29 protein-coding genes are annotated in these 25,454 nt (G+C 70.2%); 17 read left to right on the top strand and 12 right to left on the bottom strand.

The genetic code is table 11. The features are described from left to right. The first annotated feature begins 10 nt into the window (after nucleotides 1-10). The 6 genes from H4687_RS28915 to rhuM all read left to right on the top strand — a co-directional run bounded on the left by H4687_RS28915 (nucleotide 11) and on the right by rhuM (nucleotide 6,590). Nucleotides 11-2,581 (top strand): right-handed parallel beta-helix repeat-containing protein, encoded by a 2,571-nt coding sequence (locus tag H4687_RS28915; RefSeq protein WP_050399498.1) that lies wholly within the window; start codon nucleotides 11-13, stop codon nucleotides 2,579-2,581. Between the two features lie 65 nt (nucleotides 2,582-2,646). Continuing rightward, the gene (locus H4687_RS28910; protein WP_225966864.1) at nucleotides 2,647-3,168 is read left to right on the top strand and encodes a hypothetical protein; all 522 of its coding nucleotides are present in this window, start codon (nucleotides 2,647-2,649) and stop codon (nucleotides 3,166-3,168) included. After that, nucleotides 3,168-3,941, top strand: coding sequence for a peptidoglycan recognition protein family protein (locus H4687_RS28905; RefSeq protein ID WP_050399497.1), 774 nt, complete (start codon nucleotides 3,168-3,170; stop codon nucleotides 3,939-3,941). The genes H4687_RS28910 and H4687_RS28905 overlap by 1 nt, the downstream gene beginning before the upstream one ends. 196 nt (nucleotides 3,942-4,137) lie before the next feature. After that, nucleotides 4,138-4,386 carry a holin gene (locus H4687_RS28900; protein WP_046914934.1) on the top strand — a complete coding sequence of 83 codons (249 nt, stop codon included), beginning with the start codon at nucleotides 4,138-4,140 and terminating at the stop codon, nucleotides 4,384-4,386. Nucleotides 4,387-4,395: 9 nt separating this feature from the next. Beyond that, on the top strand, nucleotides 4,396-4,704 hold the full coding sequence (locus H4687_RS28895) for a hypothetical protein (RefSeq protein WP_046914935.1): 309 nt from the start codon (nucleotides 4,396-4,398) through the stop codon (nucleotides 4,702-4,704). A 1,052-nt stretch (nucleotides 4,705-5,756) separates the two neighbouring features. Further along, nucleotides 5,757-6,590 (top strand): RhuM family protein, encoded by an 834-nt coding sequence (gene rhuM, locus H4687_RS48130; protein ID WP_159026139.1) that lies wholly within the window; start codon nucleotides 5,757-5,759, stop codon nucleotides 6,588-6,590. 297 nt (nucleotides 6,591-6,887) lie between these two features. Here the strand turns inward: rhuM and H4687_RS28880 are convergent, their stop codons facing one another. Both H4687_RS28880 and H4687_RS28875 read right to left on the bottom strand, forming a co-directional pair. Next, on the bottom strand, nucleotides 6,888-7,088 hold the full coding sequence (locus H4687_RS28880) for a hypothetical protein (protein ID WP_046914936.1): 201 nt from the start codon (nucleotides 7,086-7,088) through the stop codon (nucleotides 6,888-6,890). A gap of 61 nt (nucleotides 7,089-7,149) precedes the next feature. Next, nucleotides 7,150-7,344, bottom strand: coding sequence for a hypothetical protein (locus H4687_RS28875; RefSeq protein ID WP_046914937.1), 195 nt, complete (start codon nucleotides 7,342-7,344; stop codon nucleotides 7,150-7,152). A gap of 73 nt (nucleotides 7,345-7,417) precedes the next feature. On the opposite strand from H4687_RS28875, the gene H4687_RS28870 reads away from it, so the two are divergent. Beyond that, complete coding sequence (locus H4687_RS28870) at nucleotides 7,418-8,080, top strand: HAD family hydrolase (protein ID WP_046914938.1); 663 nt, start codon at nucleotides 7,418-7,420, stop codon at nucleotides 8,078-8,080. On the opposite strand, the gene H4687_RS28865 is transcribed toward H4687_RS28870, so the two are convergent. After that, on the bottom strand, nucleotides 8,061-9,287 hold the full coding sequence (locus H4687_RS28865; RefSeq protein ID WP_225966863.1) for a helix-turn-helix domain-containing protein: 1,227 nt from the start codon (nucleotides 9,285-9,287) through the stop codon (nucleotides 8,061-8,063). The genes H4687_RS28870 and H4687_RS28865 overlap by 20 nt on opposite strands. Before the next feature lie 185 nt (nucleotides 9,288-9,472). Here H4687_RS28865 and H4687_RS28860 point away from each other — a divergent pair, with 185 nt between their 5' ends. Together H4687_RS28860 and H4687_RS28855 are read left to right on the top strand one after the other, a co-directional pair. Beyond that, a complete protein-coding gene (locus H4687_RS28860; protein WP_046914939.1) occupies nucleotides 9,473-9,856 on the top strand; it encodes a hypothetical protein in 384 nt (127 codons plus the stop codon). 74 nt (nucleotides 9,857-9,930) lie between these two features. Further along, entirely contained in the window at nucleotides 9,931-10,158 is a 228-nt protein-coding gene (locus H4687_RS28855; RefSeq protein WP_078907600.1) for a hypothetical protein, read from the top strand. Nucleotides 10,159-10,612: 454 nt separating this feature from the next. Here the strand turns inward: H4687_RS28855 and H4687_RS28850 are convergent, their stop codons facing one another. From H4687_RS28850 to mca, 3 genes are all read right to left on the bottom strand, one after another. After that, nucleotides 10,613-10,834 (bottom strand): helix-turn-helix domain-containing protein, encoded by a 222-nt coding sequence (locus H4687_RS28850; protein WP_046914940.1) that lies wholly within the window; start codon nucleotides 10,832-10,834, stop codon nucleotides 10,613-10,615. A 531-nt stretch (nucleotides 10,835-11,365) separates the two neighbouring features. Continuing rightward, nucleotides 11,366-11,629: a hypothetical protein gene (locus tag H4687_RS28845; protein WP_192781730.1), complete on the bottom strand. Its 264-nt coding sequence runs from the start codon at nucleotides 11,627-11,629 to the stop codon at nucleotides 11,366-11,368. A 12-nt stretch (nucleotides 11,630-11,641) separates the two neighbouring features. Next, the gene (gene mca, locus H4687_RS28840; protein ID WP_046915681.1) at nucleotides 11,642-12,493 is read right to left on the bottom strand and encodes a mycothiol conjugate amidase Mca; all 852 of its coding nucleotides are present in this window, start codon (nucleotides 12,491-12,493) and stop codon (nucleotides 11,642-11,644) included. Between the two features lie 250 nt (nucleotides 12,494-12,743). On the opposite strand from mca, the gene H4687_RS28835 reads away from it, so the two are divergent. Continuing rightward, on the top strand, nucleotides 12,744-13,142 hold the full coding sequence (locus tag H4687_RS28835) for a DUF4307 domain-containing protein (RefSeq protein WP_046915682.1): 399 nt from the start codon (nucleotides 12,744-12,746) through the stop codon (nucleotides 13,140-13,142). 235 nt (nucleotides 13,143-13,377) lie between these two features. After that, nucleotides 13,378-13,878 (top strand): transcription elongation factor GreA, encoded by a 501-nt coding sequence (gene greA / locus H4687_RS28830; protein WP_005480857.1) that lies wholly within the window; start codon nucleotides 13,378-13,380, stop codon nucleotides 13,876-13,878. Nucleotides 13,879-13,983: 105 nt separating this feature from the next. Here greA and H4687_RS28825 read toward each other — a convergent pair whose 3' ends face one another. From H4687_RS28825 to ilvA, 3 genes are all read right to left on the bottom strand, one after another. After that, nucleotides 13,984-14,829, bottom strand: coding sequence for an ABC transporter permease (locus H4687_RS28825; protein ID WP_046915683.1), 846 nt, complete (start codon nucleotides 14,827-14,829; stop codon nucleotides 13,984-13,986). Beyond that, on the bottom strand, nucleotides 14,826-15,842 hold the full coding sequence (locus H4687_RS28820) for an ATP-binding cassette domain-containing protein (RefSeq protein ID WP_046915684.1): 1,017 nt from the start codon (nucleotides 15,840-15,842) through the stop codon (nucleotides 14,826-14,828). Before H4687_RS28820 ends, H4687_RS28825 begins: the two co-directional genes overlap by 4 nt. A gap of 192 nt (nucleotides 15,843-16,034) precedes the next feature. Then, a complete protein-coding gene (ilvA, locus tag H4687_RS28815) occupies nucleotides 16,035-17,264 on the bottom strand; it encodes a threonine ammonia-lyase (protein WP_046915693.1) in 1,230 nt (409 codons plus the stop codon). Between the two features lie 164 nt (nucleotides 17,265-17,428). Between ilvA and H4687_RS28810 the strand changes: the two genes are divergently transcribed. The 3 genes from H4687_RS28810 to H4687_RS28800 all read left to right on the top strand — a co-directional run bounded on the left by H4687_RS28810 (nucleotide 17,429) and on the right by H4687_RS28800 (nucleotide 18,800). Then, the gene (locus H4687_RS28810) at nucleotides 17,429-17,923 is read left to right on the top strand and encodes a MarR family winged helix-turn-helix transcriptional regulator (protein ID WP_179860271.1); all 495 of its coding nucleotides are present in this window, start codon (nucleotides 17,429-17,431) and stop codon (nucleotides 17,921-17,923) included. Nucleotides 17,924-18,063: 140 nt separating this feature from the next. Further along, the gene (locus tag H4687_RS28805; protein WP_179860026.1) at nucleotides 18,064-18,555 is read left to right on the top strand and encodes a sigma factor-like helix-turn-helix DNA-binding protein; all 492 of its coding nucleotides are present in this window, start codon (nucleotides 18,064-18,066) and stop codon (nucleotides 18,553-18,555) included. Then, nucleotides 18,552-18,800 (top strand): hypothetical protein, encoded by a 249-nt coding sequence (locus H4687_RS28800; RefSeq protein WP_046915686.1) that lies wholly within the window; start codon nucleotides 18,552-18,554, stop codon nucleotides 18,798-18,800. Before H4687_RS28805 ends, H4687_RS28800 begins: the two co-directional genes overlap by 4 nt. Nucleotides 18,801-18,816: 16 nt before the next feature. Here H4687_RS28800 and H4687_RS28795 read toward each other — a convergent pair whose 3' ends face one another. Beyond that, nucleotides 18,817-19,971, bottom strand: a complete 1,155-nt coding sequence (locus H4687_RS28795) for a cystathionine gamma-synthase (RefSeq protein WP_046915687.1) — start codon at nucleotides 19,969-19,971, stop codon at nucleotides 18,817-18,819. A 143-nt stretch (nucleotides 19,972-20,114) separates the two neighbouring features. On the opposite strand from H4687_RS28795, the gene H4687_RS28790 reads away from it, so the two are divergent. The 3 genes from H4687_RS28790 (at nucleotide 20,115) to H4687_RS28780 (ending at nucleotide 24,146) form a co-directional block, all read left to right on the top strand. Then, nucleotides 20,115-21,233 carry a hypothetical protein gene (locus H4687_RS28790; RefSeq protein WP_046915688.1) on the top strand — a complete coding sequence of 373 codons (1,119 nt, stop codon included), beginning with the start codon at nucleotides 20,115-20,117 and terminating at the stop codon, nucleotides 21,231-21,233. 178 nt (nucleotides 21,234-21,411) lie between these two features. Next, nucleotides 21,412-23,052, top strand: a complete 1,641-nt coding sequence (locus H4687_RS28785) for a M48 family metalloprotease (RefSeq protein ID WP_046915689.1) — start codon at nucleotides 21,412-21,414, stop codon at nucleotides 23,050-23,052. Next, the gene (locus H4687_RS28780) at nucleotides 23,049-24,146 is read left to right on the top strand and encodes a hypothetical protein (RefSeq protein WP_046915690.1); all 1,098 of its coding nucleotides are present in this window, start codon (nucleotides 23,049-23,051) and stop codon (nucleotides 24,144-24,146) included. The genes H4687_RS28785 and H4687_RS28780 overlap by 4 nt, the downstream gene beginning before the upstream one ends. A gap of 119 nt (nucleotides 24,147-24,265) precedes the next feature. Here H4687_RS28780 and msrA read toward each other — a convergent pair whose 3' ends face one another. Further along, entirely contained in the window at nucleotides 24,266-24,778 is a 513-nt protein-coding gene (msrA, locus tag H4687_RS28775; protein ID WP_046915691.1) for a peptide-methionine (S)-S-oxide reductase MsrA, read from the bottom strand. Between the two features lie 159 nt (nucleotides 24,779-24,937). Further along, nucleotides 24,938-25,390 carry a DUF5707 domain-containing protein gene (locus H4687_RS28770; RefSeq protein WP_046915692.1) on the bottom strand — a complete coding sequence of 151 codons (453 nt, stop codon included), beginning with the start codon at nucleotides 25,388-25,390 and terminating at the stop codon, nucleotides 24,938-24,940. Nucleotides 25,391-25,454 lie beyond the last annotated feature (64 nt).

Genomic DNA, 25,454 nt, shown 5'->3' with positions numbered 1-25,454 from the left:
GCTCCCCAGCGTGACGCAGTACACCTACGGAGGCAGCCCGGCCGACGTCCTCACCGACACCGCCGGCAACGTCGTCGGCGACTTCCAGGTCCTCGTCTACCGGGCCGGGACCAACGAGCTGGTGACGGCGCTGTACGAGGTCGACGGCACCACCCCCATCAGCGAGCTCCGCTCCAACGACGACGACAGCGACACCCCCGGTGCGATCCGGTCCTTCAAGGCCGCCGACGTCACCGCGATCGAGTACGCCTACAACGGCCCCGGCGGGTCACCGGTCCGCTGGTACCAGGCCGCCCGCGAACTCGCCCAGGAGGCCGCGAGCGCGGCCGCCGACGCTCTGTCCAAGACCGACGGCGGCATCGTCCAGGGACCGACCGCGTTCGAGGCGGGCCTGGACGTCGAGGACGGACTGAACGTCACCGGCGGCGCCACGGTGGACGGCCTGGACGTCGAGGGCGACCTCAGCGTCAGCGGCACGTTCACCCCCGAGAACCTGCAGCTGTCCGGCATGCGCATCTTCAACCCGCGCGTCTACGGGGCACTCGGCGACGGCACCGGCAACGACGCCCCGTTCATCAACGACGCGCTCACCGCAGCGAACGCGGCGGGAGGCGGCTGGGTCATCGTCCCGTCCGGCGTCTACATGATCGGCGAGGTCCTCCGGATCTACCGCAACACCCGGCTCACCCTCCTGCCGGGCGCCGAGTTCCGCCGGAACTACGCCGGAACGATGCTCCTGAACGGCGACGCCGACCAGGCATACGGCGGCTACACCGGCCACGGGAACATCCTCATCGAGGGCGGCCTGTGGAACATGCGCGGAACGACGTCCGGCCTGACCGGCTCGGCGATGTGCATCTCCATCGGCCACGCCCGCGACGTGACCATCAGCGACCTGGTGATCAAGGACGTCAGCGGCTACCACGCGATCGAGCTGAACTCGACGAAGACCGCCACGGTGGAGCGCTGCAAGTTCCTCGGGTATGTCGACCCCGGCGGTCGCGATTTCAGCGAGGCGATACAGGTCGACCTCGCAAAAAGCAGTGGCGTGTTCGGGGGATTCGGGCCGTACGACAACACGGTCTGCGAGGACGTCACCATCCGGGACTGCTACGTCGGGGCGTCCGGGACGGCGGGTACGACGGCGTGGCCGCGCGGGGTCGGCTCGCACTCGGCGACCGTGGACGTCGCGCACCGCCGGATCAAGATCGAGGGGAACTCGTTCGAGGGCTGCCTGCAGTACGGAGTGGTGGCGTACGCGTACAACGACAGCGTCATCGCGGGCAACACGATGAAGGGGTGCGGGGCGGGGATCCGCTGCCGGTCGATCATCAGCGCGGATGCCGCCGACTCAACGAACACGTCGGGCGTGGTCACGAACGCCAGCCAGGTGATGGAGAACCTGACGATCGACCGGAACGTCATCGTGGACTGCAGCGGCTACGACGATCCGATCCTCCTGTTCGGCGAGACGACCGGGCGGATCACCGGGGTCACGATCACGGGTAACACGATCGACGGCGCCGACGACGGCGAGAACGGCATCCGCCTGTACTTCGTGTCCGACTACACCGTGACCGGGAACACCGTCCGCAACACCGGTGGTACGGCCATCAGCCAGGAGCAGGTCATCGGCGGCGTGGTCGGCCCCAACCGGGTCTACGCCCCGGCCGGCTCCGGGATCTCGTGCGACACGGGCACGGGCATCACGATCGCCGTGAACCAGATCCGCGACGCGGGTGTGAACGGCGTCCACGTCCTGGGCGGATCCGACATCCAGGTCCAGAACAACTACATCAAGGGCGCCAGCCGGGCGGCCGCCGGGTCGTGGGGTATCCGCTGCTCGACGTCCGTCGACGGGCTGCAGATCACCGGCAACAAGATCCGCAAGTACGGCAGCGGCAATGAGGTCGCGGCCGGGATCGGGATCACCAGCACGTGCACGAACGTCAAGCGGCACGGCAACGACCTGCTCGACACCGGACTGGACGACCAGTCCACCGGTGCTGAGCCGTCGCCGTTCGATGCGGCCGGCGCCCTCGAGATCCTGCTGCGGCCGTCCGGCCGGTACGAGACGACGAGCCGTCTTCGGTGCGGGACGACATCGACGCCGACGTCCGGGACGCTGTACCTGGTGCCGCTCTGGCTGCCGCAGGGCCTCGTCGTCTCGAACATCTCGTTCGTGTCCGGGGGCACCGCGATGGTGACGCCGACGAACTGGTGGTTCACCCTGCACAACCGGTCGCGGGTCGCGCTCGCCCGGACGGCGGACCAGCTGACGGCCGCCTGGGCCGCCAACACCGTGAAGACGGTGGCGATCGCGCAGGCCACGGCCGGGGCCGCGTCCTCGTACACGACGACGTACGGCGGGCTGCACTACCTCGGCGTCATGATCAAGGCGACGACCGTGCCGAGCCTCGTGTCCGAGGGGTCGGTCGCCGACGTTCTCGCGTCCGTCAGCCCCGGGTTCGGCGGCACCGACACCGGCCAGACCACCCCGCCCACCGTCACGGCCGGAGCCTTCACGGCCGGAGCCTTCGGCGCTGGCAGCGGCATCCTGCTGCACGGCTACACCACCTGAGCCCCCCCCCACGCCCCGCAGCCCCGCGCCCTCGGCCGGGGCCTTCGTCATGTCAGGAGTCCTGCATGTCCCATCCATCGACCATGGAGCTCGCCCAGTACGCGTACGCCGCGTACGGCGCCTCCACCAACCACCGCACCCATGACGGCCGGCAGATGCCGGAGTGGGAGGAGCTCGGCGACCGGATCCAGCAGGCGTGGGTCGCGGCGGCCGCCGCCGTCGCCCAGGTCGTCATCGAGCAGCCCGCCGAGAACGCGGTCCGCAGCGAGCAGTCGGCGCCGCAGCGGCCGAGCATCGGGCGCATCGTCCACTACCGGCTGAGCGAGCACGACGCCGGGCAGATCAACCGCGGGCGCAAGGACTTCCACGAGAACGGCCGCGCGCAGGCGGGGTCCGGGTTCGTGGGGCACGTTGGGAACTGGGCGGCTGCGGGCGATGTGTTCCCGGCCGTCGTGGTCCAGGTCTTCAACGAGGCCACCGTGACCGTCAACCTGCAGGTGCTGCTGGACGGCAACGACACTCACTGGGCCACCTCGGCTGCCGAGGGTGACCGGCCCGGTGCCTGGGCCTGGCCGGGGCGTGTGTGATGGCGCCGCCGCTGTCCGCGGTCAAGTTCCTGGCCGCGCTGAAGAACGAGGGTGTGACGGTCGTCGAGGTCGGTGACTGGCGCGACCACAACCGCAACCACGTCGGTCCGTGGGGGCCCGTGCACGGTGTGATGATCCACCACACCGTGACCTCCGGCAGCGCCAAGACCGTGCGGATCTGCCGTGACGGCTACTCGGGGCTGCCCGGGCCGCTGTGTCACGGCGTCATCACCAAGGATGGCCGGGTGCATCTCGTCGGCTACGGCCGCGCCAACCACGCGGGCTCCGGTGACGACGACGTCCTCAAGGCGGTCATCGCGGAGAAGGCGCTGCCGGCGGCGAACGAGAACAACACCGACGGCAACCGGCACTACTACGGCTTCGAGTGCGAGAACCTCGGCGACGGCAAGGACCCCTGGCCCGACGAGCAGGTCGAGGCCATCGTCCGTACCGGGGCGGCGCTGTGCCGGGAGCACGGCTGGACGGTGCGCAGTGTGATCCGGCATCTGGAGTGGCAGGTCGGGAAGGTCGACCCGCGCGGTCTGGACTGGGCGGACGTCGAGGCGCGGATCTCGGAGCGGCTGAAGCACAAGCCGTCCTGGTCGCCGGGTACGGCGGGGTCGTACACGGTGGTCTCCGGGGACACGTTGTGGGGGATCGCGGCGCATGAGCTGGGCAAGGGGGGGCGGTGGCAGGAGATCGTCGACCTCAACCCGGACGTCGACCCGGACGAGCTGCAGCCCGGTCAGGTGCTGAAGCTCCCGGCGAAGTGAGGCTGCTCGAGCGGCTGGTGTGTCCGGGCTGCTGCTGCCTGCGCTTCGGGCCCGGACACCTGTACCGCGTGATGGCCGGCATCTGCCGTCTGTAGACGGCCCGGCCCGACCTTAACTTTCCGCGCGATTTTATTACGCGCCCTATGACACCCCAGGTCAGAGGCGTTCTCTGGCCTGCCCTGACGAGAGGAACAGCATGACGAACAGAGCCTTCTGGAAGGCCACCCTCGAGCGGATGGTCCGCACGTTCGCCCAGGCCGTCCTCGCGCTCCTGGGCGGCGACGGCCTCGGCCTGATCGACGTCGATTGGGGCCAGGCGTTCTCGATCGGCGGGCTGGCGGCTGTGGCCGCGCTGCTCACCGCGATCGTCGCGAGCGGCGGTACCACCACCGGGCCCGGGCTGACGGAGACCGTCGTCGCCAGTAGCCGGCGCCCCCTTCCGTAAGGAGTCTCCTTGGACGTCACCACCATCGGCAGCCTGCTCGTTGGCGTTGCCGCGGTCGTCGGTGGCCTGGTGACGTACCTGGGGAAGAAGGGCGAGAACGCCCTCACCGGCTACAGCTCGCTGACCGACAACCTGCAGGAAGAGCGGGACCGGCTCGACAAGAAGGTCACCGAGCAGGCCGCCACGATCAACACGCAGACCACGACGATCAGCACGATGGCCGCCAGCGCGGCCGAGCAGTCCGCGCTGCGTGCCGCCGACCAGGCCGAGATCGCCCGGCTCCGCGCCCTCGTCGTCCAACTGGGAGGCCAACCGTGACCCGCGCCGAGCAGGCTCTTGCACGGAGGTGGCGGCCGCTCGCCCTGCTGTGCTGGCTGATCGCTCTGTCCGGGGCGGTCGTCATCATCTGGGGGCGGATGGACGCCGCGGCCGGCCGCGCCGACGAGGCGGCCGCCGAGGCCGACCTGCGCGGCCAGGCCGTGTCCACGCTCGCCTCGGACGTCCGGGCGTTGCGTACGCAGGTCAAAGCCGGCGGAGAGACGCCGGTCGCGCCGGACCCATCCGACGCGGTCGATGATCTGCCCGCGCGCGCTCGGGTGCCGGTGCCGATACCAGGCCCTCAAGGGGCCCCGGGGCAGCGCGGCGAGGCAGGGGTGCCGGGCGAGGCAGGGGTGCCGGGCGAGCCCGGTACACCGGGGCCCTCGGGATCACCAGGGCGGAATGGCAGGGACGGCGCGGACGGCGAGGCCGGGTCGCCAGGTGAGTCCGGGGCCGAGGGCCCTGCGGGTCCTGCAGGACCGCCAGGCCCCCAGGGCGAACCCGGACCTGCAGGAGTCCAGGGCGAGCAGGGAGAGCCTGGCGAGCGCGGTCCGGCTGGGCCTGACTGTCCAGACGGGTACAGCCTGCAGGCGCCGTCGTGGGATCCGGACGCTCTGGTGTGCCGGAAGGACGACACGTCACCTCCGGACGAGGATGAGCCCTCGAGTCCCCTGGTGGCCGGGCTCGTTCCGACTCGTCGTCAGTACCTGTAAGACTCGACGGCGCGCACGGACGCGACACGCCCAAGGTTCATCCGAAAGATGAGACGTCCGCCACACTCGAACGATCGTTCGCCGGGCAGGAGTTGACACTCCGTGACACGAAACGATCCGAAACGTTCCGAGGCGTTCCGAGGCGTTCCGAGGCGGCGCGAGATTCCAAGGCCATCCGAATCTGAGCGGCATGCAGTGCCTTTTCCGAGACACTCCCCGCTGCGAGGGGATGGCGTAACCTTCTGGCAGCGGATCACCTTCGAATCGAAGGTACACAAAAAGACACCCTCCGCAGGGGTAGCAGCCCTGCGGAGGGCCAAGACCAGGAGGTAGGACTCCGTGGTGCAACCGCAGAGTAGCAAGTCGCTTGCCGCCGTCAACCAGGCGGGAAGCCCTTTTGACCAAATTCTTCACTTGGACGCCTACGGGCGCGAGTACTGGATCGCCCGTGAGGTGCAGCCGCTCATGGGCTACCCGCGGTGGCAGCACTTCGAGCCCGTGATCGACCGGGCGCGGAAGGCTGCGAGCAACGTCAGCGACGCTGCGGCAGTTTTCACGGAAGTCCGTGAAAACCCATCTGAGCTGGGAGGGCGCCCGGCGAAGGACTTCCGGCTCTCTAGGGCCGCCGCCTACTACGTGGCGATGAACGGTGACCCCGACAAGGCGGAGGTCGCCGCGGCGCAGGCGTACTTCGTGCGGCGCACCCGCGAAGCCGAACTGGGTGCCATCACTCTGGCGGAAGTACGACAGACCGCCCTGGCCCGTGCTCGTGAGATGGTCGACTACCGACTATTCCGCGACATGATGGCCGAGAACGCCCCCGACTACGAGCCGAGCAGCAGGGCCACGCAACTCTTCTTCGCGGCCACGCAGAACAAGCTCTACCTCCAGGTTGTCGGCATGACGGCTCAGGAGATCAAGGAGGCCCGTTGCCTCGCGACCTGGCCGGGCGCCGCCGAAGGCAAGCCGGAGCCGAGTGCGAAGAGCGCGGTCCGCAAGGTCGCGAAGAACTACCTCAGCGAGCCGGAGTTGCGGAAGCTGAACCGGCTTGTCGGTCGGCTGTGTCTGCGTGCCGAGGACATTGCCGACGATGGCCTGCATCTGTCGCTCGTCGAGTGGCGGCACCTCGTCGAGGTGGAACTCAGGATGCTCAACCGCCAGATCGCGGCCTGACGTACGCGCAGCGGCCCCCGCTCTCCTCCGGGAGAGCGGGGGCCGTTTCGTCGTGTCCGGATCGGGCGTTGTGCTCGGTGATCGTCTGGCTGATTCGAGGAGACGCTGATGTCGTACCGCCCGTATCCGAACCCCGACCGCGCGCTTCGTCAGGTCCGTCGGGGCGGAGGATCCTCGAGCGTGGAGGGTGTGCCGGCGGTGATGCTGGTCCCGCGGGGGGTGTCGCGTGCGGAGGTGATGGAGGCATTTCCGGTGGGGCGTCGGGTGATGTCGGTGCAGCGGGCGAGCGGCTGAGCGTCAGGCCGCTGCCGTGTGCCGGACGGTCTTCTTGAGGCCCATCTCGACGGTGTACCGGTCGAGTCCGGCTTCGGTGGCGAAGGCTGTGATGGCGGCCTGGACGGCGCCGGCGGTGGTGAGGGTGAGGCGGCCGGCCTGGATCTCCTGCCAGGCCGTCGTCTCGAGGTTGATCAGGTCGCTCGGGTATTCGATGTCGCTCACGGGAGGGGATCCTAAGCGGCGGGGTGCGGGCTGCCGATGGCGGCTGGCCGTCGGCTGGGGGTCAGGCCGCTTCGGCGTAGGTGGGGCGGTGGCGTTCGGCTGCGTCTGCGTGGGCCCAGGCGGTGACGAGCTGCTCGTACTCGGCGCGTTCCTGGGGTCGGAGGTAGCCGCCGGCGCCGAGCATGAGGGTGCGGATTCGGTTGTTGAGGTCGGCCGCGGACCGCACGGAACCACGGCGCGAGACGTCGGTGGGCATGCGACAAGGCTACGGCGAGGGGCTGACAGAGCCGTGGGAACTGGCCAAAACCGCCCCTGGGTACGCTGCCCGCATGATTCGTGCTGTGGTTTTTGATGTTGGTGAATGCCTCGTCGACGAGACACGGGAGTACGGAACCTGGGCGGACTGGCTCGGCGTACCCCGACACACCTTCGCCTCGATGTTCGGTGCGGTCATCGCCCAGGGCCGCGACTACCGCGACACCTTCCAGGAGTTCCGGCCTGGCTTCGACCTGTACGAGGAACGGGAGAAGCGCGCGGCCGCGGGGCAGCCGGAGCACTTCGGCGAAGAGGACCTGTACGCCGATGTCCGTCCGGCGTTCGCGCAGCTGCGGGGGGACGGCCTGTGGTTGGGGATCGCGGGCAACCAGACGGTCCGGGCTGGTGGGTTGCTGCGTGGGTTGTTCACGGACGACGTCGACCTGATCGGCACCTCGGACGACTGGGGCGCGAGCAAGCCAGACCCTGAGTTCTTCGTCCGCGTCGCCGAGGTCGTCCCCTTCGCGGCTGACGAGATCCTCTACGTCGGCGACCGCGTCGACAACGACCTGCGCCCGGGCGCCCAGGCGGGCATGCGCACCGCGCTCGTGCACCGTGGCCCCTGGGCGACGATCCAGTGGCACACCGAGGAAGCCGAGAAGCTCCCCACCTTCCGGGTGGAGAGCCTCCTCGAACTGCCGCGCTTGATCGCCGAGTTCAACGAGCGAGGGCGCTGACGGTCGTCGCCCATCCGTACAGGCGGTCGTCGAGGTCGCGGACGCACGCCTCGTGCTGGTGCGGGGTGAGTGAGCGGCGGACATCGCGGACGCGGTCCATGCCCATCGCGTACCAGGTCCGTTCGAGCTGATCGAGCGCACGCCGCGCGTACCCGCAGGACGCTTCGGGGTCCCCGGCTGCGGCCTCGACGGCGGCCAGGTCGCCGAGGACGACGGCCCGCTGTTTCTCCTCGGCCGGGTCCAGGTCCTCGAGCACCTGCAGCAGGGTGGTGCGGGCCTGCGGCAGATGGCCGGCCTTCAGCTGCGTGTTCCCCTTGAAGGCGGCCAGCCGCACCCGGGAGAACCAGTCGAGCCACTCCGGGGTCTCGTGCTCGCTGCCCGCCTCGAGGACGCTCTCCGCGTGGCCGATCAGATGAAGCGCGGTGCGCGTGTGCCCGCACCGCGTCTCGCACTCCGCCTCCACCGCGTCGAGCCACGCGAGCAAGTCGGCGGACGCCGGGCCGCGGCGGGCGTACGTGCGGGCCGCGACCATCCGTTCCACGGCCGAGTCGCGGTCGCCCGTCCAGGCTGGGATGAATGCCGTGTGCGCGAGGACCGCGGCGCCGATCAGTGAATCGTCCGCCTCGCCTGCCGCCTGCAGCGCGCGGAGCAGGGTCTGCTGGGCGCGGTCGGCGTCGCGGAGGTCGAAGAACTCGATGCGTCCGGCGAGGAGCCAGGTCTCGGCGAGCGCGGCCGCGACTGCGCGGCGGGTCTGGCCGGCGGTCTCGGGGAGGAGAGCGCAGCCGAGGGTGGCGTGAGCGATGGCGGCGGGGTGCAGGGTGGCTGGTGCGACGGACCAGTACAGGCGGCGGTGCGCGCGGGTGACCGCCGTGAAGTCTGCGGCGACCGTGGCGGGTTGGAGGATGGCGGCCTGGGTGGGCACGGCTGCCAGGCCCGCGGCTGCGGCTGCCGGGAGTCCGGGGCGGCGGACGGTGTCGGTGCGCGCGCCTGAGGGCGGGGTGAATCCGAGGGATGTCAGGTCCTGGCCGAGGAGGCGTGCGAGACTCTGCCCTACCTCGGCCTGGGGCCAGGGTGGGGCGCTGGATTCCCAGCGGCGGACCTGCCGTACGCCTACGTTGAGGGCGTCGGCGAGGGCGTCTTGCGAGGGATAGCCAGCGGCGATCCGCGCGGACCTGAGTTGGGTGTTACCTGAGGGCTTGGCCACCATCCACCTCCGTGTCGGGCACGCGGTTAGTGTCACTGCAGGCCCTCAGTCTGGCCACTCATCACCCCGCAGGGCTACAGAAAGTCCGGTTTCCGGCGGCGAAAAGTCCTCTCAAAGTCCTCGGAAAGCGCCGCCACTACGGCCAGCCTTGTACGCACGCCGTTCCCCCTTGGTGACGAGGAGTCAGGATGCCCACTGTCGGCTTATCGACCCGGTCGGTCTGCACGATGCAGCGCGCAGGCCAGGACTGGGACGCGATCCGTGCGCAGAAGAGTGTCGGCCTGGCCGCAATGGTGATCCTCGGATCGCGGTGCGGTGCGGTCGTCGAGGAGGGGACTGCGGTCTTCTTCTTCACCCCGTGCGGCACGGCGGCTGGCTGGTCCGTCGACCACACCGAGCCGGTCCAGGAGGGGAACGCCGTGGCGATCCCGCCCGCGCGCCGGACCCAAGGGCCGGGTCCGCACTGGCGGATGTGCCCGGGCGAGGGCCGCATGCTCACCGACCCGCAGGCGCTGCGCGCGGCGCTCGAGGACGCCTTCGGCCCCCGGGTCGGAGAGGAACGCGCGGGCTGACCGAGCGCTGAACCCCGGCGACCGCTCGGCCGCGGTCCCGGGGCAATGGCCGAACTGATCGGAGCAGATCGACAATGCATCTTCTACCACGCCCTCTTCAGAGGGCAGTCGAACAGCCGCGCCCCGAGCAGCGCCGGCACCGCCGAGCCCTCTACTGCAACTGGCATCGCGGGCTGGCCGACACCTGTGAGCTGATCCGGGACCTCGCGGACCAGGGCTCGGGCCACGGCACCGGCAGCCTCTACGCCTGCGCCCGCTGCCGTGAGCAGCACGGCCTCACTCCCGCGGGAGGCCAGTCGTGAGCACGCGGACCCTGCCCACCGTGTGGAGGCTGACCCGGGGGCAGCGCGAGGCAACGCACTGCGTCTGGTGCAGTGCTGTCCTCGGCGACGACGCGATACGTGAAGGCCTGGCCGTCGGCTACTGGGGCGCCCACAACCGCAGTGTCGCCGTCTACGCATGTCCCACCACCTGCGCCAAGGAGCAAGGAGAGACCCAGTGGCAGACCCGCGGCCCGGCATTGTGCGCGCCCGAGACATCCCGCCCGGACCCCGCGGCCTCGCTGGCTACTGCTGGGCCACGCACCCCCAATCGGGTCTCCACTGCTGCCAGCCCTTAGGCCACGAGAAACAGGGCGCAGACCACCTTCACCCGTACGTCAAGCCTGCGGTCCGCTGGAAGTAGCGCCGCATTCTCCTGCAGCCGGTGTGTACCGTCCCGGCTGCAGGACTGCCGCCCCACGCCGTTGGGGGGTGGCTATCGCCCCGCCGCCGGAGGATCCCCCGCCCCGGCGGCGGGGTCCCGCACCAGATCGGCGAGCGGGACGCCGAGGGCATCGGCGATGCGGATCAGGTCGTTGAGGTCGGGCGCCCGGTAGCCGTTTTCCCAGCGACTGATGCTCTTCACCTCGCACTCGATGCGGTCGGCGAGCTGCTGCTGGGTGAGGCGGGCGGTTCTACGCGCAGCTCGCATCTTCATCCCGATGTCCTGTCGGCGGAGGACGACCCATTGCGGTGGGGGGTTGCGGCGCACCCGTCCACGCTGGGTTGATCTTGGTCAGAAGTCCTTACCCATGTGGGTAATTCTCAGAGAACGGGGAAGCTGCACTTGGTACGCGCTCGACCACCCCCCTCGCATGCTCGGTGCTCCGCAACGGAGGCACCGAGGCAGGCCGCCCGCCCGCCGTGAGCACCCCCTTGTCGGCTGGCGGGCGGCCATTGCTTTTTTCCGATCGACTTTTGTTCAAACTCGCTCGATCGAGTGACAGCCGTGACCGTGACATATGCATGGCACGCACGTTGGATGAGATAGCCGGGGTGGGGGCCAGTCCCGCCCCCCAGGTGGCACCCCCACCCTGGTCCCCCCACGCGCAACAGAGACGGCCTCTACGGAAGTGATCCCGTAGAGGCCTTCTTCATGCGTGATTGCAAATTCCCATGGGAGAAACATGGGAGATGATCATGCCGAGTGGACTCGATCGATCACTAGAAATCTCTAGTAATCTCCACTTTAGGCATCAGGCCTGGCCGTCCTGCCGGATCCCTGCGAAGCGCCATTTTGGCTGGCAGGCGCATCGACCTGGGCATCTTCGGATTCTTTGAAGTCGACCTTGCCCATGTGCTTGTTCATGGACTTCATCAGGCCCCAGACGGCCAGGGCCATCACCGCGAACACGATGAAGCCGAGGACGCCGGGGGTGACCTTGTCCTTGTCCAGCTCCTTGGCGAGGGGGACGAGGTGTGTGACTGCCAGGCTTACGCTCATGTCTGGCATTGTCCCCCAGGGCTAACGGATGCCCGCAAAGAGGTCGTCCTCGGGGAGCGAGGTGTCCACGAGGGACTTCGCCAGCTCGTACTCCTCGGTGGGCCAGACCTCCTTCTGGATCTCCATCGGCACCCGGAACCAGCCCCCGTCGGGATCGATCTGCGTGGCGTGGGCGATGAGGGCCTTGTCACGGATCTCGTAGAAGTCGGCGCAGGGCACGTGCGTGGTCAGGGTGCGGTCCTTGTGCTCGGACTCGTCCCAGCGCTTGAGCCAGTCGCCGTACGGGGACTCCATGCCGCGGGACACCAGGGCGTTGTGCAGCGCCTCGGTGCGGGGACGGTTGAAGCCCTGGTTGTAGTACAGCTTCTGCGGCTGGTACGCCGGGCCGTACTCGGCCTCGGGGTACTTCTCGGTGTCCGTCGCGCCCTCGAACGCCACCATCGAGATGTTGTGGGTCATGATGTGGTCGGGGTGCGGGTACCCGCCGTTCTCGTCGTAGGTGGTGATCACCTGGGGACGGAACGCGCGGATCTTCCTGACCAGCTCGCCGGCCGCCTTGTCGACGTCCTCCAGGGCGAAGCAGCCGTCGGGAAGGGGCGGCAGGGGGTCGCCCTCCGGAAGGCCGGAGTCGACGAAGCCGAGCCACTCCTGGCCGACGCCGAGGATCTCCCGGGCCTCGTCCATCTCCTTCTTGCGAACCTCGTGAATGTGCTCCTCGATGTACTTGTCGCCCTGGAGTTTCGGATTGAGGATGGAGCCGCGCTCCCCGCCCGTGCAGGTCACGACCAGCACGTCCACCCCCTCGGACACATACTTCGCCATGGTGGCCGCACCCTTGCTCGACTCGTCGTCGGGGTGCGCGTGCACGGCCATCAGTCGCAGCTGGTCAGTCAAGACTCGTTCCCTCGTAACTCGGCGCCCGGCCTGAACTTCGGTGACTCGGCCCGGCGCGATCCGGAGAGTCCATACTGCCGTCCCGCTCGGACACCCGGTGCGGGGCGGCCGTCAGGCGCTGGGCGGGGGGCTTCTATAGTGACGGCATCGGGGGGCGGGATATTCCCGGTCCGATGCGTGGACGCCCCTGCCGGGAGCACGCTCCCGGCCCCTTTCCGAGAGGACGACCATGACGACGGCGAGCACGCGGCCTCCCGAGGGCCGCTACGGCCGCTCCGCGGACGAGCGCGCCGACCGCAAGCTCAAGGTCATCGGCAGCGTCCTCGGCGCCGCCCTTCTCGTCCTGATCGGCTGGTTCGCCTACCACTACGTCGCCGGTAACAGGATCAGCGTCGAGATCTACACCTTCGATACCTCCGCGCATGCGGTGAAGGTGCACCTCAGGGGCGACAAGGACGCCGGTGTCGACGGCTACTGCACCGTGCGCTCCCAGTCCGAGGACGGCGCCGAGGTCGGCCGCGCCGACTTCCGCTTCGCCGCCGATGTCACGGACATCGACAAGATCGTCACGCTGAGGACGACCTCACGCGGCACCACGGCCGAACTCCTCGGCTGCCACGCCGGCTGACCCGGTCCCGGACCGCTGAGCAGCGCACCCGGACCCGGCCCGGCCTCCACCTGGCCCGCGCTGGCCCTCCGCCCCTCCGAATGTGCGCCGTGACCTGCGTCGACGTAACGCTTGTGGTTTATGTCCTCCCCCTTCGGCCACCGAATTGTTAGGCTCGTGGTTTCGCCCAACCGAGAAGGAACATTCTTCTGTGTAGGGCGATGCTTTGTATTCCCAGTACCTACGAGGAGCACCAGTGACCCAGACCAGCGAGAACGTCACCTGGCTGACCCAGGAGGCGTACAACCAGCTCAGGGCCGAGCTGGACTACCTGTCTGGTCCCGCGCGCACGGAGATCGCCGCCAAGATCGCGGCCGCGCGCGAGGAGGGCGACCTGCGCGAGAACGGCGGGTACCACGCGGCCAAGGAGGAGCAGGGCAAGCAGGAGCTCCGGGTGCGCCAGCTGACCCAGCTGCTGGAGAACGCCAAGGTCGGCGAGGCACCGGCCTCCGCGGACGGCGCGGTGGCGCCCGGCATGGTCGTGACGATCGCCTTCGACGGCGACGAGGACGACACGGTGACCTTCCTGCTCGCCTCCCGTGAGTACGCCAGCTCCGACATCGAGACCTACTCGCCGCAGTCCCCGCTCGGCTCGGGCGTGACCGGCAAGAAGGTCGGCCAGGACGCGCAGTACGAGCTGCCGAACGGCAAGCTCGCCTCGGTGAAGATCCTCAAGGCCGTGCCCTACCAGAGCTGATCGCCCCCGCTTGTCCCGTGGCCCCCGGCGCCCCTTCGGCGCCGGGGGCCCGGTCGTGCACCGGGCCGGCCGCCGCTCACGCCGACGCCACTCACGCCACGCCTCTCACGCCGACGCCGAGCGGTACTTCCGTACGGACAGGGTCCGGAATATGACGACGATGAGGACCGACCAGATCAGCGAGGCCCACACCGGGTGCTGCATGGGCCAGGCGTCCGACGGCGACACCCCCGGGTTGCCGAACAGCTCGCGGCAGGCCTGGACGGTGGCGCTGAACGGGTTCCAGTCGGCGACATGCTGCAGCCAGGGCGTCATCCGGCTGGAGTCCACGAACGCGTTCGAGATGAACGTGACCGGGAAGAGCCAGATCAGCCCGCCGGAGGTGGCCGCCTCCGGGGTGCGCACCGACAGACCGATGAGCGCGCCGACCCAGGTGAACGCGTACCCGAGCAGGAGCAGCAGCCCGAAGGCGCCGAGCACTTCACCGAAGCTGGTGTGGGTGCGCCAGCCGACGAGGAGGGCGACCACGGCCAGCACGGCCAGGGTGAGTGCCGTCTGGACCAGGTCCGCGAGGGTCCGTCCGGTGAGGACGGCCCCGCGTGCCATGGGCAGGGAGCGGAAGCGGTCGATGAGCCCCTTGTGCATGTCGTCGGCGATGCCCGCGCCGGCACCGGCGGTCGCGAAGGTGACGGTCTGCGCGAAGATGCCGGCCATGAGGAACTCGCGGTAGACGGCGGGGTCGGTGGTGCCGCCGACGTTCATGGAGCCGCCGAAGACGTAGCTGAACAGCACGACGAACATGACCGGCTGGATCAGTCCGAAGATCACCATCTCCGGGATCCGGGACATCCGGATCAGATTTCTCTTGGCGACGACCAGCGAGTCCCTGACGGACTGGGTGATCGGATTGCCGGGCGGCACGACCCGCACGGCGCCTTTGACGATGCTCACCTCGCCCCCTCCTTCCTGCGGCCCCGCCCCTTGGCGTCGGCGGTCTCGCCTTGCCCCTCGGCCTCGTCCTTCGCCTCGGCGAGATGTCCCGTCAGCGAGAGGAACACGTCGTCCAGGGTGGGGCGGCGCAGACCGATGTCGTCGATCTCGATGCCCCGGGTGTCCAGCTCGCGGATGACCTCGGCGAGGAGCTTGGCGCCACCGGTCACGGGCACGGTGAGCAGTCGGGTGTGCTCCTCGACGGATGTCTCGCCCTTGCCGAAGCCGGTCAGCACCCCGATGGCCTCCGGGATGCGCTCGCGCTCGTGCACGACGACCTCGACGCGCTCGCCGCCGGTGCGGGCCTTGAGCTGGTCGGAGGTGCCGCGGGCGATGACGCGGCCGTGGTCGACCACGGCGATGTCGTGCGCGAGGTGGTCGGCCTCTTCGAGGTACTGGGTGGTGAGCAGCAGGGTCGTACCGCCGGAGACCAGCTGCTTGATCACCTCCCACAGCTGCTGGCGGTTGCGCGGATCGAGTCCGGTGGTCGGCTCGTCCATGAACATCACCGGCGGCGACACCACCAGCGCGGCGGCCAGGTCGAGCCGGCGGCGCATACCGCCGGAGTACGTCTTGGCGGGCCGGTCGGCGGCGTCGGCGAGATGGAACTGCTCCAGCAGCTCGCCCGCCCGCACCTTCGCGTCCTTGGCCCGCATCTGGTACAGCTGGCCGACCATCTGCAGGTTCTCGCGGCCCGTCAGATACTCGTCGACCGCGGCGAACTGGCCGGAGAGGCCGACCGAGCGCCGTACCGCGTCGGGGTTCTTCAGCACGTCGATGCCGGCCACGACGGCCCTGCCGCTGTCGGGCCGCAGCAGGGTGGTGAGGCAGCGGACGGTGGTCGTCTTGCCCGCGCCGTTCGGCCCGAGCAGACCCAGGACGGTGCCCTCGGGAACATCGAGGTCCACGCCGTCCAGGGCTTTCACATCACCGAAGGTCTTCACCAGGCCTTCGGCATGAATGGCGCCTGGCATGTGATTTCTCCACGTCTTTGGGGTTCCTTCGCAAAGCCTAAGTTTGTACGTTTTGTTCTGCCTGACTCACGGCATGGGCCGCGTCACCGAGCCGACCGACACACCATAACGCGATGTATCGTGTCTCTCAATGGACTTCCCCGAACGAGTGACGGACTGCGGACGACGGGTCGCCGGCCTCGGTCGAGGACGTCAGTCGAGGACGGTGTAGCCCGCCTCGCGGAGGGCGTGGTCGACCTCCGCGCAGTGCGTCGGTCCCCTCGTCTCCAGGTGCAGTTCGACCTCCACCTCCGTGAGCCCGAGCCGGGGGTCGGTCCGCACATGGCTCACGTCGAGAACATTGGCATCGACCACTGACAACACCCCCAGAAGTGTCGCGAGGGCACCGGGGCGGTCGGTCAGACGGAGGCGAACCTGCAGGTAGCGGCCACTGGCGGCCATGCCGTGCCGCAGGATGCGCTGCATCAGCAGCGGGTCGACGTTGCCGCCGGAGAGCACGGCGACGACCGGGCCCTCGAAGGACCCCGGGTCGCGCAGCAGGGCGGCGACGGGGCTGGCCCCGGCCGGTTCCACGACCAGCTTGGCCCGCTCCAGGCAGAGCAGCAGGGCGCTGGAGAGGTCGTACTCCGAGACCGTGCGGATCTCGTCCACCAGCTCGGCGATGATCCCGAACGGCACGTCGCCGGGCCGTCCGACCTTGATGCCGTCGGCCATGGTCGCCGGGTTCGCCACGGCCAGGGGCAGCCCGGCGGCCAGCGAGGGCGGGTACGCGGCCGCGCCCTCCGCCTGCACACCGACGACGCGCACGTCCGGCCGCAGCGACTTCACCGCGACCGCGATACCCGCCGCGAGTCCGCCGCCGCCGACCCCGACGACGATCGTGCGCACCTCGGGGCACTGCTCCAGGATCTCCAGGCCCACCGTGCCCTGACCCGCGATGACGTCATGGTGGTCGAACGGGTGGATGAACACCGCGCCCGTCTCGGCCGCGTACTCCTGGGCGGCGGTCAGCGTCTCGTCGACCACCGTGCCGTGCAGACGCACCTCGGCGCCGTACTCCTCGGTCGCGCTGATCTTCGGCAGCGGGGCGCCCTTCGGCATGAAGACGGTGGCGCGCACGCCGAGCAGCGAGGAGGCGAGGGCGACGCCCTGGGCATGGTTTCCGGCGCTCGCGGCGACGACTCCGGCGGCCCGCTCCTCGGGCAACAGGCCCGCGATCCGGACGTACGCGCCCCGCAGCTTGAACGACCCCGTCCGCTGGAGGTTCTCGCACTTGAAGTGCACCGGCGCGCCGACGAGCTGCGTCAAATGCCTGCTGCCCTCCATGGCGGTGACACGTGAAACACCCGTAAGCATCTTCTGCGCGCCCCGCACGTCGTCGATCGTCACGCGCGGAAAGGAGTCAGCCGTGCTGTAGCCCATGACCACAGTCTCGCAGTTCACAGGGCCCGAACGCGGGTGTGACCAAGGGGCGGGACCGGGTTTCACCGGGGCCCGTACACCCCACGCCCGGTCCGCGTACTCTGTCCCCCAACCCAGCGCCCCACGCATGAATTGAGCCTTTGGCCATGCCCACAACACCTGAAATGTCGATGGACATGACGACCGTCGGTGAGAACGGTCTTCTCGACACGCTGCAGCACGAGGTCGCGGTCTTCGCACGCCGTGCCGAACAGACCCGGCTCGGCGGCGTCGGGCAGGTGCGCAACTCGATGGACCGTGCCGCCTACCTGCTGCTCAACCGCCTCGACAAGGAAGGGCCGATGGGCGTCAAGGCGCTCGCGGCGAGCATGGGGATCGACTCCTCGACGGTCACCCGCCAGGTGGCACCGCTCGTGGACACCGGCCTCGTCAAGCGCACCTCGCACCCGGAGGACGGCCGCGCCGTGGTGCTCCAGCTGTCGCCGCGAGGGCTGTCCCGCCTTGAGGAGGTACGTTCCTCCAGGCGTCAGCTGATGGCCGAACTCACCCAGGACTGGGCCCCCGAGGAGCGCGAGGCGTTCTGCTCCCTCCTCACCCGTTTCAACACCGCGCTCTCGACCCGCATGGCCGCGGCGCCGGAGGCACCGTCGGCCTCCTGACCCTTGACCGCGCCCCCGCTCCTGGCCTCATATGAGACCGGGCCCTCGTCGTACGCGGTGGACGTATCCGTACGCGCCAGACCGATCCGCGCGCGACCGGGCCCCGTTCCCCTCAGGGTCGGCCTCAGGCGGGAGGCGTGGTGCGAGATCGGCAGGTGGCCCAAGGCGCCCGCCGGGCCAGGGAGTTCGAGGCGTTCGTCGCGGGTGCGGCGGGGCGGCTGCTGCAGACCGCCACCCTGCTCACGGCGGAACCGCCGGACGACAACCCGCGCGCGCGGCGGTTGCTGACCCATGCCCTCGCCCACACCTACGCCACCTGGGACCGGCTGCGCGGCGAGGACCCCTACGACCGGACGCGGCAGCAGCTGGCCGTCCGCTTCGCGCGCGGGGCGTGGCATCACCACGGTCCCTTCCGCCCGCCGCCCGGCGGGGCACTGGCCGTTCTCGGCCCGCAGGAGCGGCTGATCCTCGTCCTGCGGCTCTACGAGGGGGTCGCCGCGGAGCAGACGGCCGCGCTGCTCGGGCTGCCCGTGGAGCGCGTGACCACGATCTGTCTGCGCGCGATGGCGACGGTCCTGCATCCCCCGCGCGAACCCGCCCTGAAGAAGGTGGCGAAGGTGGCGCCGTCATGAGTCTGCGGGACCGCGAGGCGGCCGTACGGCAGATACTGGAGCGCCAGTCGGTGCTGGTGCCGCCCGACCTGTGCGGGGCGGCGGTACGGCGCGGCGGGCGCATGCTGCGGCGCCGCGCGGTGGCCCGGCACGTGATGTGGGTGCTGCTGGGGGCCGCCGTGGTCGCGTTCGTCGTGTGGGCGCTGACGGTCCGCCCCTGGGTGGAGCCGCCGTCGACGACGACCCCACCCGTGTCGGGCTGGTGAGCGCCCGGGCCCGGGTCTAGCCCAGGGCCTGCTGGAGGTCCTCCAGGAGGTCGTCGACGTTCTCGATGCCCACGGAGAGGCGTACGAGGTCGGCCGGTACCTCCAGGGCCGAACCGGCCACCGAGGCGTGCGTCATGCGTCCCGGGTGCTCGATCAGGGACTCCACGCCGCCCAGGGACTCGCCGAGGGTGAACACCTTGGCGCGGTTGCAGACCTCGACGGCCGCCTCCTCACCGCCGGTGACCCGGAAGGACACCATGCCGCCGAACGCCTTCATCTGCTTGGCGGCGACCTCGTGCCCGGGGTGCTCGGGCAGCCCCGGGTAGAGCACGCTCGACACGCGCGCGTGCCGGGTGAGCATGTCGGCGACCTTGGTGGCGTTCTCGCTGTGCCGGTCCATCCGGACGGCGAGGGTCTTGGTGCCGCGCAGCACCAGCCAGGAGTCGAAGGGTCCGGCGACGGCGCCCATGGCGTTCTGGTGGTACGCCAGTTCCTCGCCCAGCTCCTGGTCGCCGACGATCAGTGCGCCGCCGACGACGTCGGAGTGGCCGCCCATGTACTTGGTGAGCGAGTGCACGACGACGTCCGCGCCGAGCGCGAGCGGCTGCTGGAGGTAGGGGGTGGCGAAGGTGTTGTCGACGACCAGCCTGGCGCCCGCCTCGCGGGCGATCTGGGCGACGGCCGGGATGTCGGTGATGCCGAGCAGCGGGTTGGAGGGCGTCTCCACCCAGACGACCTTCGTGCGCGGGGTGAGGGCGGCCCGGACGGCCGCCGGGTCGGCGGTGTCGGCCACCGACCAGTCCACGCCCCAGCGGGAGACGACCTTCGCGAAGAGGCGGAAGGTGCCGCCGTAGGCGTCGTTGGGGATGACCACGTGATCGCCGGGGCTGAGCAGCGTGCGCAGCAGGCAGTCCTCGGCTGCCAGGCCGGACGCGAACGCGAGACCGCGGCGGCCGCCCTCCAGGGCGGCGAGGTTCTCCTCCAGCGCGGTGCGGGTGGGGTTGGCGCTGCGGCTGTACTCGTAGCCGCCGCGCAGGCCCCCTACGCCGTCCTGCTTGTAGGTCGAGACCTGGTAGATCGGCGGGACGACCGCGCCGGTGAGGGGATCCGCGGTGTTGCCCGCGTGGATCGCGAGGGTCTCGAAGTGCTGGCTGGTGTGGCTGTCGCTCATGGGTACCGAGCGTAAGCGGTCGCGGGGGTTCGGGGCGCCCCGTGCCCCCACGGCTCCGCCGGAAGCCGTGCGCCGACCGGAGTTATCCACAGGGCGACGGGCCGGGTTGGGCAATTGTCGGCCGGGTCTGGAACCCTTGTGGCATGGAGATTCTCTGGGTCCTGATGGCGATGCTCATGATCGGCTTCGTGGCGTGGCCGATCCTGGCCCGCCGCAGGGCCGGCATTCAGCAGGTGGAGGCGGGGCACCCGGACGCGGCGGACCCGGCGGACTACGGGTTCGTGCGGCAGGAGCTGCTGGACGTGCGGATGCCGGGCCCCGACCAGGATCTGCTGGACGTGCTGGACGTGGTGCAGCGTTCGGAGGACTACCGGGCGGCGAAGCAGCTGCTGGCCGGCACGGAGGCGGCCGGCGAGGTCCGCTGGCAGCGGGTGCAGGCGTTCGCGGGTGCGGCGGCGCTGGAGCTGGCGCAGCGGCCCGGCGGGGTGGGCGAGACGCCGGGCGGGCAGTGGCTGCGGGTGTGGCGCGCGGAGGCGCCCAAGGACGCGGGCGGTGCGGCGGTGCACGCGGAGTTCCTGGTGCAGCAGGCGTGGCGGACGTCGACGCCCGGCACGGACGACTTCCGGATCATCATGGAGGAGGCCAGGTCGGCGTGCGGTGACGCGGCGCTGCTGGCCCCGGGCGACCCGATCCCGTACATCATCGAGCTGTCGGTGGCGCGTGGGCTGGCGTACCCCCGCGCGGAGTTCGAGCAGCTCTGGCTGAAGATCCTGGACCGTGCCCCGGACCACATGGGTGCCCACATCGCGGCCCTGCACTACTGGTGCGAGAAGTGGCACGGCTCGCGGGAGCTGGCGTACTCCTTCGCCGAGGCGGCGGCGGCCCGTGCCCGGCAGGGGTCGCTGCTCGCGGCGATGCCGCTCTTCGCGGTCTTCGAGCACCTGCCCGAGGTGAACCTGGTGCAGGGTTTCTACCGCAGCGAGGTCGTCACCAAGGCGATCCACGGCGCGCTGTTCGCGGTGCACGCGGCGCGGCCGGACGATCCGATGCTGGCCCATGTCCGCCACCTGCTGGTCTTCTTCCTGGTCCGCTCCGAGCGCTGGTCCGAGGCCATGGACCAGCTCATGCACGTCGACGGGCACGTGGGCGCCCTTCCCTGGACCCTCACCTCCGACCCGGCCGCCGACTACGCGATATACCGGGCCCTGGCGGTGGCGGGCTACGAGGCGAACGGGGGCAGTCCCGCGACGCTGCCGCACTGACCCGACCGGGTCGCGGGGCCCGCCCCTCAGGTGGGCCCTTGCAACCCCGCACATCCGTGCGAAATACTCCGCCCCTCACGCCTTTTGGTCATGGACACGCCTCAAGCCGTCCGACTTTGACCATTTTCAACGCATAAATGATCGTTCGCGATCTTTCCCGTGGGGGGAACTCTGCCCAATGGGCGCGACCCTGCGCGCACTGCGCGCCCTCGTGCTGCTCGCCGGCTTCTATCTGCTCGGCGTGCTCCTGCTGGCGGCGCTCGCCGGCGCCGACCACCTGCTCTACCTGTACGCGCCCTCCAGCCTCGCCGCCAAGCTCTACGTGGTCTCCGTACTGCTGGCGATCCCGCTGGTCCGCGGTCTGTTCATGCTGCGGACGCCGAAGGGGGAGGATCCGCCGGGCCTGCCGGTGACGGAGGCCGACGAGCCCGCACTGTGGCGCACCCTACGGGAGCTGGCCGCCGCGGTCGGCACCCGGGCGCCGTCCCGGATCGTCCTGACGGCCGACGTCAACGCGGCCGTCAGCGAGGACGCCCGGCTGCTCGGCCTGCTGCCCGGACCGCGCCACCTCTACCTCGGGATACCACTGGCGCAGGGCCTGACCGAGGCACAGCTGCGCGCGGTCCTCGCCCATGAACTGGGCCACTACTCGAACGCGGACACCCGGCTCGCCGCGATCACCGCCCGCGGCCGGGCCCAGGTGCTGCGCACCATCGGGCACTTCGAGGATCGGGCCGACAGGACCGCGGGACGCGAGCGGGCCCGGCTGGAGAAGAAGAACGCCAAGGCCGCGGCCAAGGGGAAGAAGACCAAGGAGATCGACACGACGGGCGCGGGCATCACCTACCGCGTGATGGCGTGGATCTACGCCGGCTACGGCAAGCTCTACATCCGGGCCACGCTCACCGGTTCGCGCCGCCAGGAGTACGCCGCCGACGCCGCGGCCGCCCGGATCGCCGGCCGCGACGCCACCGCCTCGGCGCTGCGCGAGATACCGGCGCTGGACGCCGCGTTCGGCTTCTACATGAACAGCTACGCCACGCTCGGCGCCGAGGCCCGGCTGCTCCCGCCGCGCGGCGAGTTCTTCGGCGGCTACGGGCGGATGCTCTCCGCCCGACAGCTCGAACTGGTCGGTCTGCGCACCGAGTTGCCCACCGAGCCGACCTCCCCGTACGACTCGCACCCGCCCATCGCCGACCGGGTCGAGCGGATCGAGGCGCTGCCCGCCGACGGCCGCGCGGACGAGGCCCGGGGCGCGGCGCTCGGACTGCTCACCGACCCCGACCGGACCCTGGCGGCGCTGGAGGACGCGGTCCTCACCGAGGACGTCCTGCGGTTCCGGCGCACCGCCGACTGGCAGGAGCTGCTCGACGGCGCCATGGTCGCGAACCTCGCCTCCCTCGACACCGAGCTGCACCGGGCGCTGGCGATGTACACGAAGAGCCACCCGTCCCTGGCCGCGCTGCTCAAGGTCATCGACGACGGTCAGCTGTGGCAGCTGGCACGGCGGCTGCCGCTGTCGGACCAGGCGGCCGAGGCCCAGGGCCGGGCCTTCCGCGAGTTCGCGCGGCCCGCGCTGGCGGACGCGTTGCAGGGCATGGTGCTGGCCGAACTGAGCGCCCACTCCCGGCTGAGCTGGGAGTTCTCCTGGTCGGAACCGGCGGCGGTACGGCTGCCGCCCGCGCCGGACGGCACGGAGGCCGACCTGGGCACCGCGATCGCCGCGGCGGTCGCCGACCACCCCGACACGGGCCCGCTGCGCACGTTGCTGCCCGCGCCCCAGGACCCCGCGAACCGAGAGACGGACGCACCGCGATGACCGTACTGCTCTGGATACTGGCCGTCCTGGCGGTACCGACCGTGCTCTTCGGCCTCTGGATGGCCTGGGTCTTCCTCAAGGAGTTCTTCTCCCCCGGCACCGACGCCGACCCGGACGTCGCCGGAGCGCTGGGGCTGCTGCCGGCGGAGCGCCAGAACTCCGGCCTCTCGGGTCCCCTGCCGACGGGCCACGACGCGGCGCTGGCCGCCGTACGCGGCGGCGACTGGAAGGCTGCCGCCAAGCTGATGCACGACGCCGGCCGGGACTGGGAACGCCGGTCGTTCACCGCGTATCTGCTGGGCGAGATCGCGGCGAAGGAGGACGACTGGCTGCTCGCCTGGGAGGCGGACCGCCCCGACGACCCGGACGCCGCCGTCGTACGGGCCCGCAGCACCGTGATCCTGGCCTGGAACCTGCGCGGCGGGAAGAAGGCGAAGTACACGACCGGCGAGCAGTTCGGCGGTTTCCACCGGATGCTGGAACGATCCCGCGAGGAGATCGGCCGGGCGGCGGCGCTCAACCCCGACGACCCCACGCCGTACATCACCGAGATCTGGGTCGCGCTCGGGCTCGGCTACCCGAACTCCGAGATGGACAGACTGTGGGCGGAGATCACCGCCCGGGCCCCGCACCACTACGAGGCCCACTTCTCGGCATTGCAGTACTGGTGTGCGAAGTGGCGGGGCTCGGAGAGGCTGGCGACGGAGTTCGCCGAGCGCGCGGCGGCCCAGGCCCCGCTCGGCAGACTGCTCACCGCGTTCCCGCTCATCGCGCACTTCGAGCACGACACGTCGGACGACAACAGCGTCGACCGTACGCCCCGGATGATCGGCCGCGTGGACGCCGGCCTCGCGGACGCCGCCGCGGCCGACCCCACCCACCCGCGCCTGCCCGAACTGCGGCACCTGCTCGCGTACTACCTCGCCCTGCAGGACCGCGACGACGCCGCGCTCGAACAGTTCAGGCTGGTCGACGGGTACGTCAACGCCCTGCCGTGGCGCTACCAGGGCGACGGCGAGGCGATGGCCGCGTTCTACTGCCGCATCCGGAACGCCTCGGCGGGGGCGGCGGCGACGACGTCCGCGACGGACTGAACGGGTGGTACGGGTGGTACGGGACCGTACGCCGGACCCAGCCCGCGCGAACGCCGGACAGAACGCGGGCGGTGCCAGGAACGTTCACCAGGCACCGCCCCGCCGGGCCGTCTCGCGGGTCAGCCCTCCGTGCGGGCGGGCAGCCGCCATCCCGGACGCGGGAAGTGGCAGGTGTAGCCGTCCGGGTAGCGCTGCAGGTAGTCCTGATGCTCGGGTTCGGCCTCCCAGAAGGGGCCGACCGGCTCCACCTCGGTGACGACCTTGCCCGGCCACAGACCGGAGGCGTCCACATCCGCGATGGTGTCCTCGGCGATCCGCTTCTGCTCGTCGTCCACGTAGTAGATCGCCGAGCGGTAGCTGAGGCCGATGTCATTGCCCTGGCGGTTCCGGGTGCTCGGGTCGTGGATCTGGAAGAAGAACTCCAGGATCGCGCGGAAGTCGGTTCCCGCAGGGTCGAAAAGGATCTCAATGGCCTCCGCGTGCGTGCCGTGGTTGCGATACGTCGCGTTCGGCACGTCACCCCCGGTGTATCCCACCCGGGTCGCCATCACCCCCGGGAGCCGGCGGATCAGGTCCTGCATTCCCCAGAAACACCCGCCCGCCAGCACGGCCCTCTGCGTCTGCGCAGCCATTGCGGCCCTCCCATACGTGTCAGCTCGGCGGCTCGGCGTACTCGGCTCGTACACCATCGCCATCCGATGCCCACCGACCTCAACGCGCGAGGGCTCCGGGCGATTCCGTCCCCACCCAGCGGGATCGCGCGCCCGCTCCCGGTCACGTGCCCGGCCGGGTCACCGGACGACGAAGTCCGCCGCCTCGGTGTCCAGGGTCGTGGTGCCGTCCTTGGCGGTGGCCAGGACGGCGACGTGCCAGGCACCGCGCGGGGAGGACTTCGCGTCCGAACCCGTGACCTTGACGGTGTACGTGCAGTGCGCGGTGTCCTTTCCGGAGGGCTTGCAGACGGCCGACTCCGCGCCGGCCATGTCCTTGGCGGTCAGCCCGTCCTTGGCGAAGGACGAGTCCTGCGGCCATGCCAGCACCTTCACGCTCTTGACACCGGAGGACGCCGTGACGTCGGTGCCGAAGGTGAGCGAGCCGTCGCGGTCGCCGTGGGGAGCGGTGTAACGGGCCGTGCTGTGCGCCAGCTTCACCGGCAGGTCCCCCGCGTAGGCAAGGGTGAGGGCACCGGCACCACCGAGGACAACGACACCGGCGGCCACGGACAGAACAGTACGTCGGGACATAAGAGACTCCATAAGAATCCGAGCTGAATCGGGACGGCACTCTCTGCGCCGCTTCCCCGATACT

The sequence above is a fragment of the Streptomyces stelliscabiei genome (assembly GCF_014873495.1).
GTDB classification, from domain to species: domain Bacteria; phylum Actinomycetota; class Actinomycetes; order Streptomycetales; family Streptomycetaceae; genus Streptomyces; species Streptomyces bottropensis.
This window is presented reverse-complemented; position numbering and strand designations above follow the sequence as displayed.

Excerpts from the sequence above, each read along its gene's own strand:
- H4687_RS28910 (WP_225966864.1), top strand. The coding sequence starts at position 2,647 with ATGTCCCATCCATCGACCATGGAGCTCGCCCAGTACGCGTACGCCGCG.
- H4687_RS28905 (WP_050399497.1), top strand. The coding sequence starts at position 3,168 with ATGGCGCCGCCGCTGTCCGCGGTCAAGTTCCTGGCCGCGCTGAAGAAC.
- H4687_RS28900 (WP_046914934.1), top strand. The coding sequence starts at position 4,138 with ATGACGAACAGAGCCTTCTGGAAGGCCACCCTCGAGCGGATGGTCCGC.
- H4687_RS28875 (WP_046914937.1), bottom strand. The coding sequence starts at position 7,344 with ATGCCCACCGACGTCTCGCGCCGTGGTTCCGTGCGGTCCGCGGCCGAC.
- H4687_RS28870 (WP_046914938.1), top strand. The coding sequence starts at position 7,418 with ATGATTCGTGCTGTGGTTTTTGATGTTGGTGAATGCCTCGTCGACGAG.
- H4687_RS28865 (WP_225966863.1), bottom strand. The coding sequence starts at position 9,287 with ATGGTGGCCAAGCCCTCAGGTAACACCCAACTCAGGTCCGCGCGGATC.
- H4687_RS28860 (WP_046914939.1), top strand. The coding sequence starts at position 9,473 with ATGCCCACTGTCGGCTTATCGACCCGGTCGGTCTGCACGATGCAGCGC.
- H4687_RS28855 (WP_078907600.1), top strand. The coding sequence starts at position 9,931 with ATGCATCTTCTACCACGCCCTCTTCAGAGGGCAGTCGAACAGCCGCGC.
- H4687_RS28850 (WP_046914940.1), bottom strand. The coding sequence starts at position 10,834 with ATGAAGATGCGAGCTGCGCGTAGAACCGCCCGCCTCACCCAGCAGCAG.
- H4687_RS28845 (WP_192781730.1), bottom strand. The coding sequence starts at position 11,629 with ATGCCAGACATGAGCGTAAGCCTGGCAGTCACACACCTCGTCCCCCTC.
- mca (WP_046915681.1), bottom strand. The coding sequence starts at position 12,493 with ATGGCCGTGCACGCGCACCCCGACGACGAGTCGAGCAAGGGTGCGGCC.
- H4687_RS28835 (WP_046915682.1), top strand. The coding sequence starts at position 12,744 with ATGACGACGGCGAGCACGCGGCCTCCCGAGGGCCGCTACGGCCGCTCC.
- H4687_RS28820 (WP_046915684.1), bottom strand. The coding sequence starts at position 15,842 with ATGCCAGGCGCCATTCATGCCGAAGGCCTGGTGAAGACCTTCGGTGAT.
- ilvA (WP_046915693.1), bottom strand. The coding sequence starts at position 17,264 with ATGGGCTACAGCACGGCTGACTCCTTTCCGCGCGTGACGATCGACGAC.
- H4687_RS28810 (WP_179860271.1), top strand. The coding sequence starts at position 17,429 with ATGTCGATGGACATGACGACCGTCGGTGAGAACGGTCTTCTCGACACG.
- H4687_RS28800 (WP_046915686.1), top strand. The coding sequence starts at position 18,552 with ATGAGTCTGCGGGACCGCGAGGCGGCCGTACGGCAGATACTGGAGCGC.
- H4687_RS28795 (WP_046915687.1), bottom strand. The coding sequence starts at position 19,971 with ATGAGCGACAGCCACACCAGCCAGCACTTCGAGACCCTCGCGATCCAC.
- H4687_RS28790 (WP_046915688.1), top strand. The coding sequence starts at position 20,115 with ATGGAGATTCTCTGGGTCCTGATGGCGATGCTCATGATCGGCTTCGTG.
- H4687_RS28785 (WP_046915689.1), top strand. The coding sequence starts at position 21,412 with ATGGGCGCGACCCTGCGCGCACTGCGCGCCCTCGTGCTGCTCGCCGGC.
- H4687_RS28780 (WP_046915690.1), top strand. The coding sequence starts at position 23,049 with ATGACCGTACTGCTCTGGATACTGGCCGTCCTGGCGGTACCGACCGTG.
- msrA (WP_046915691.1), bottom strand. The coding sequence starts at position 24,778 with ATGGCTGCGCAGACGCAGAGGGCCGTGCTGGCGGGCGGGTGTTTCTGG.
- H4687_RS28770 (WP_046915692.1), bottom strand. The coding sequence starts at position 25,390 with ATGTCCCGACGTACTGTTCTGTCCGTGGCCGCCGGTGTCGTTGTCCTC.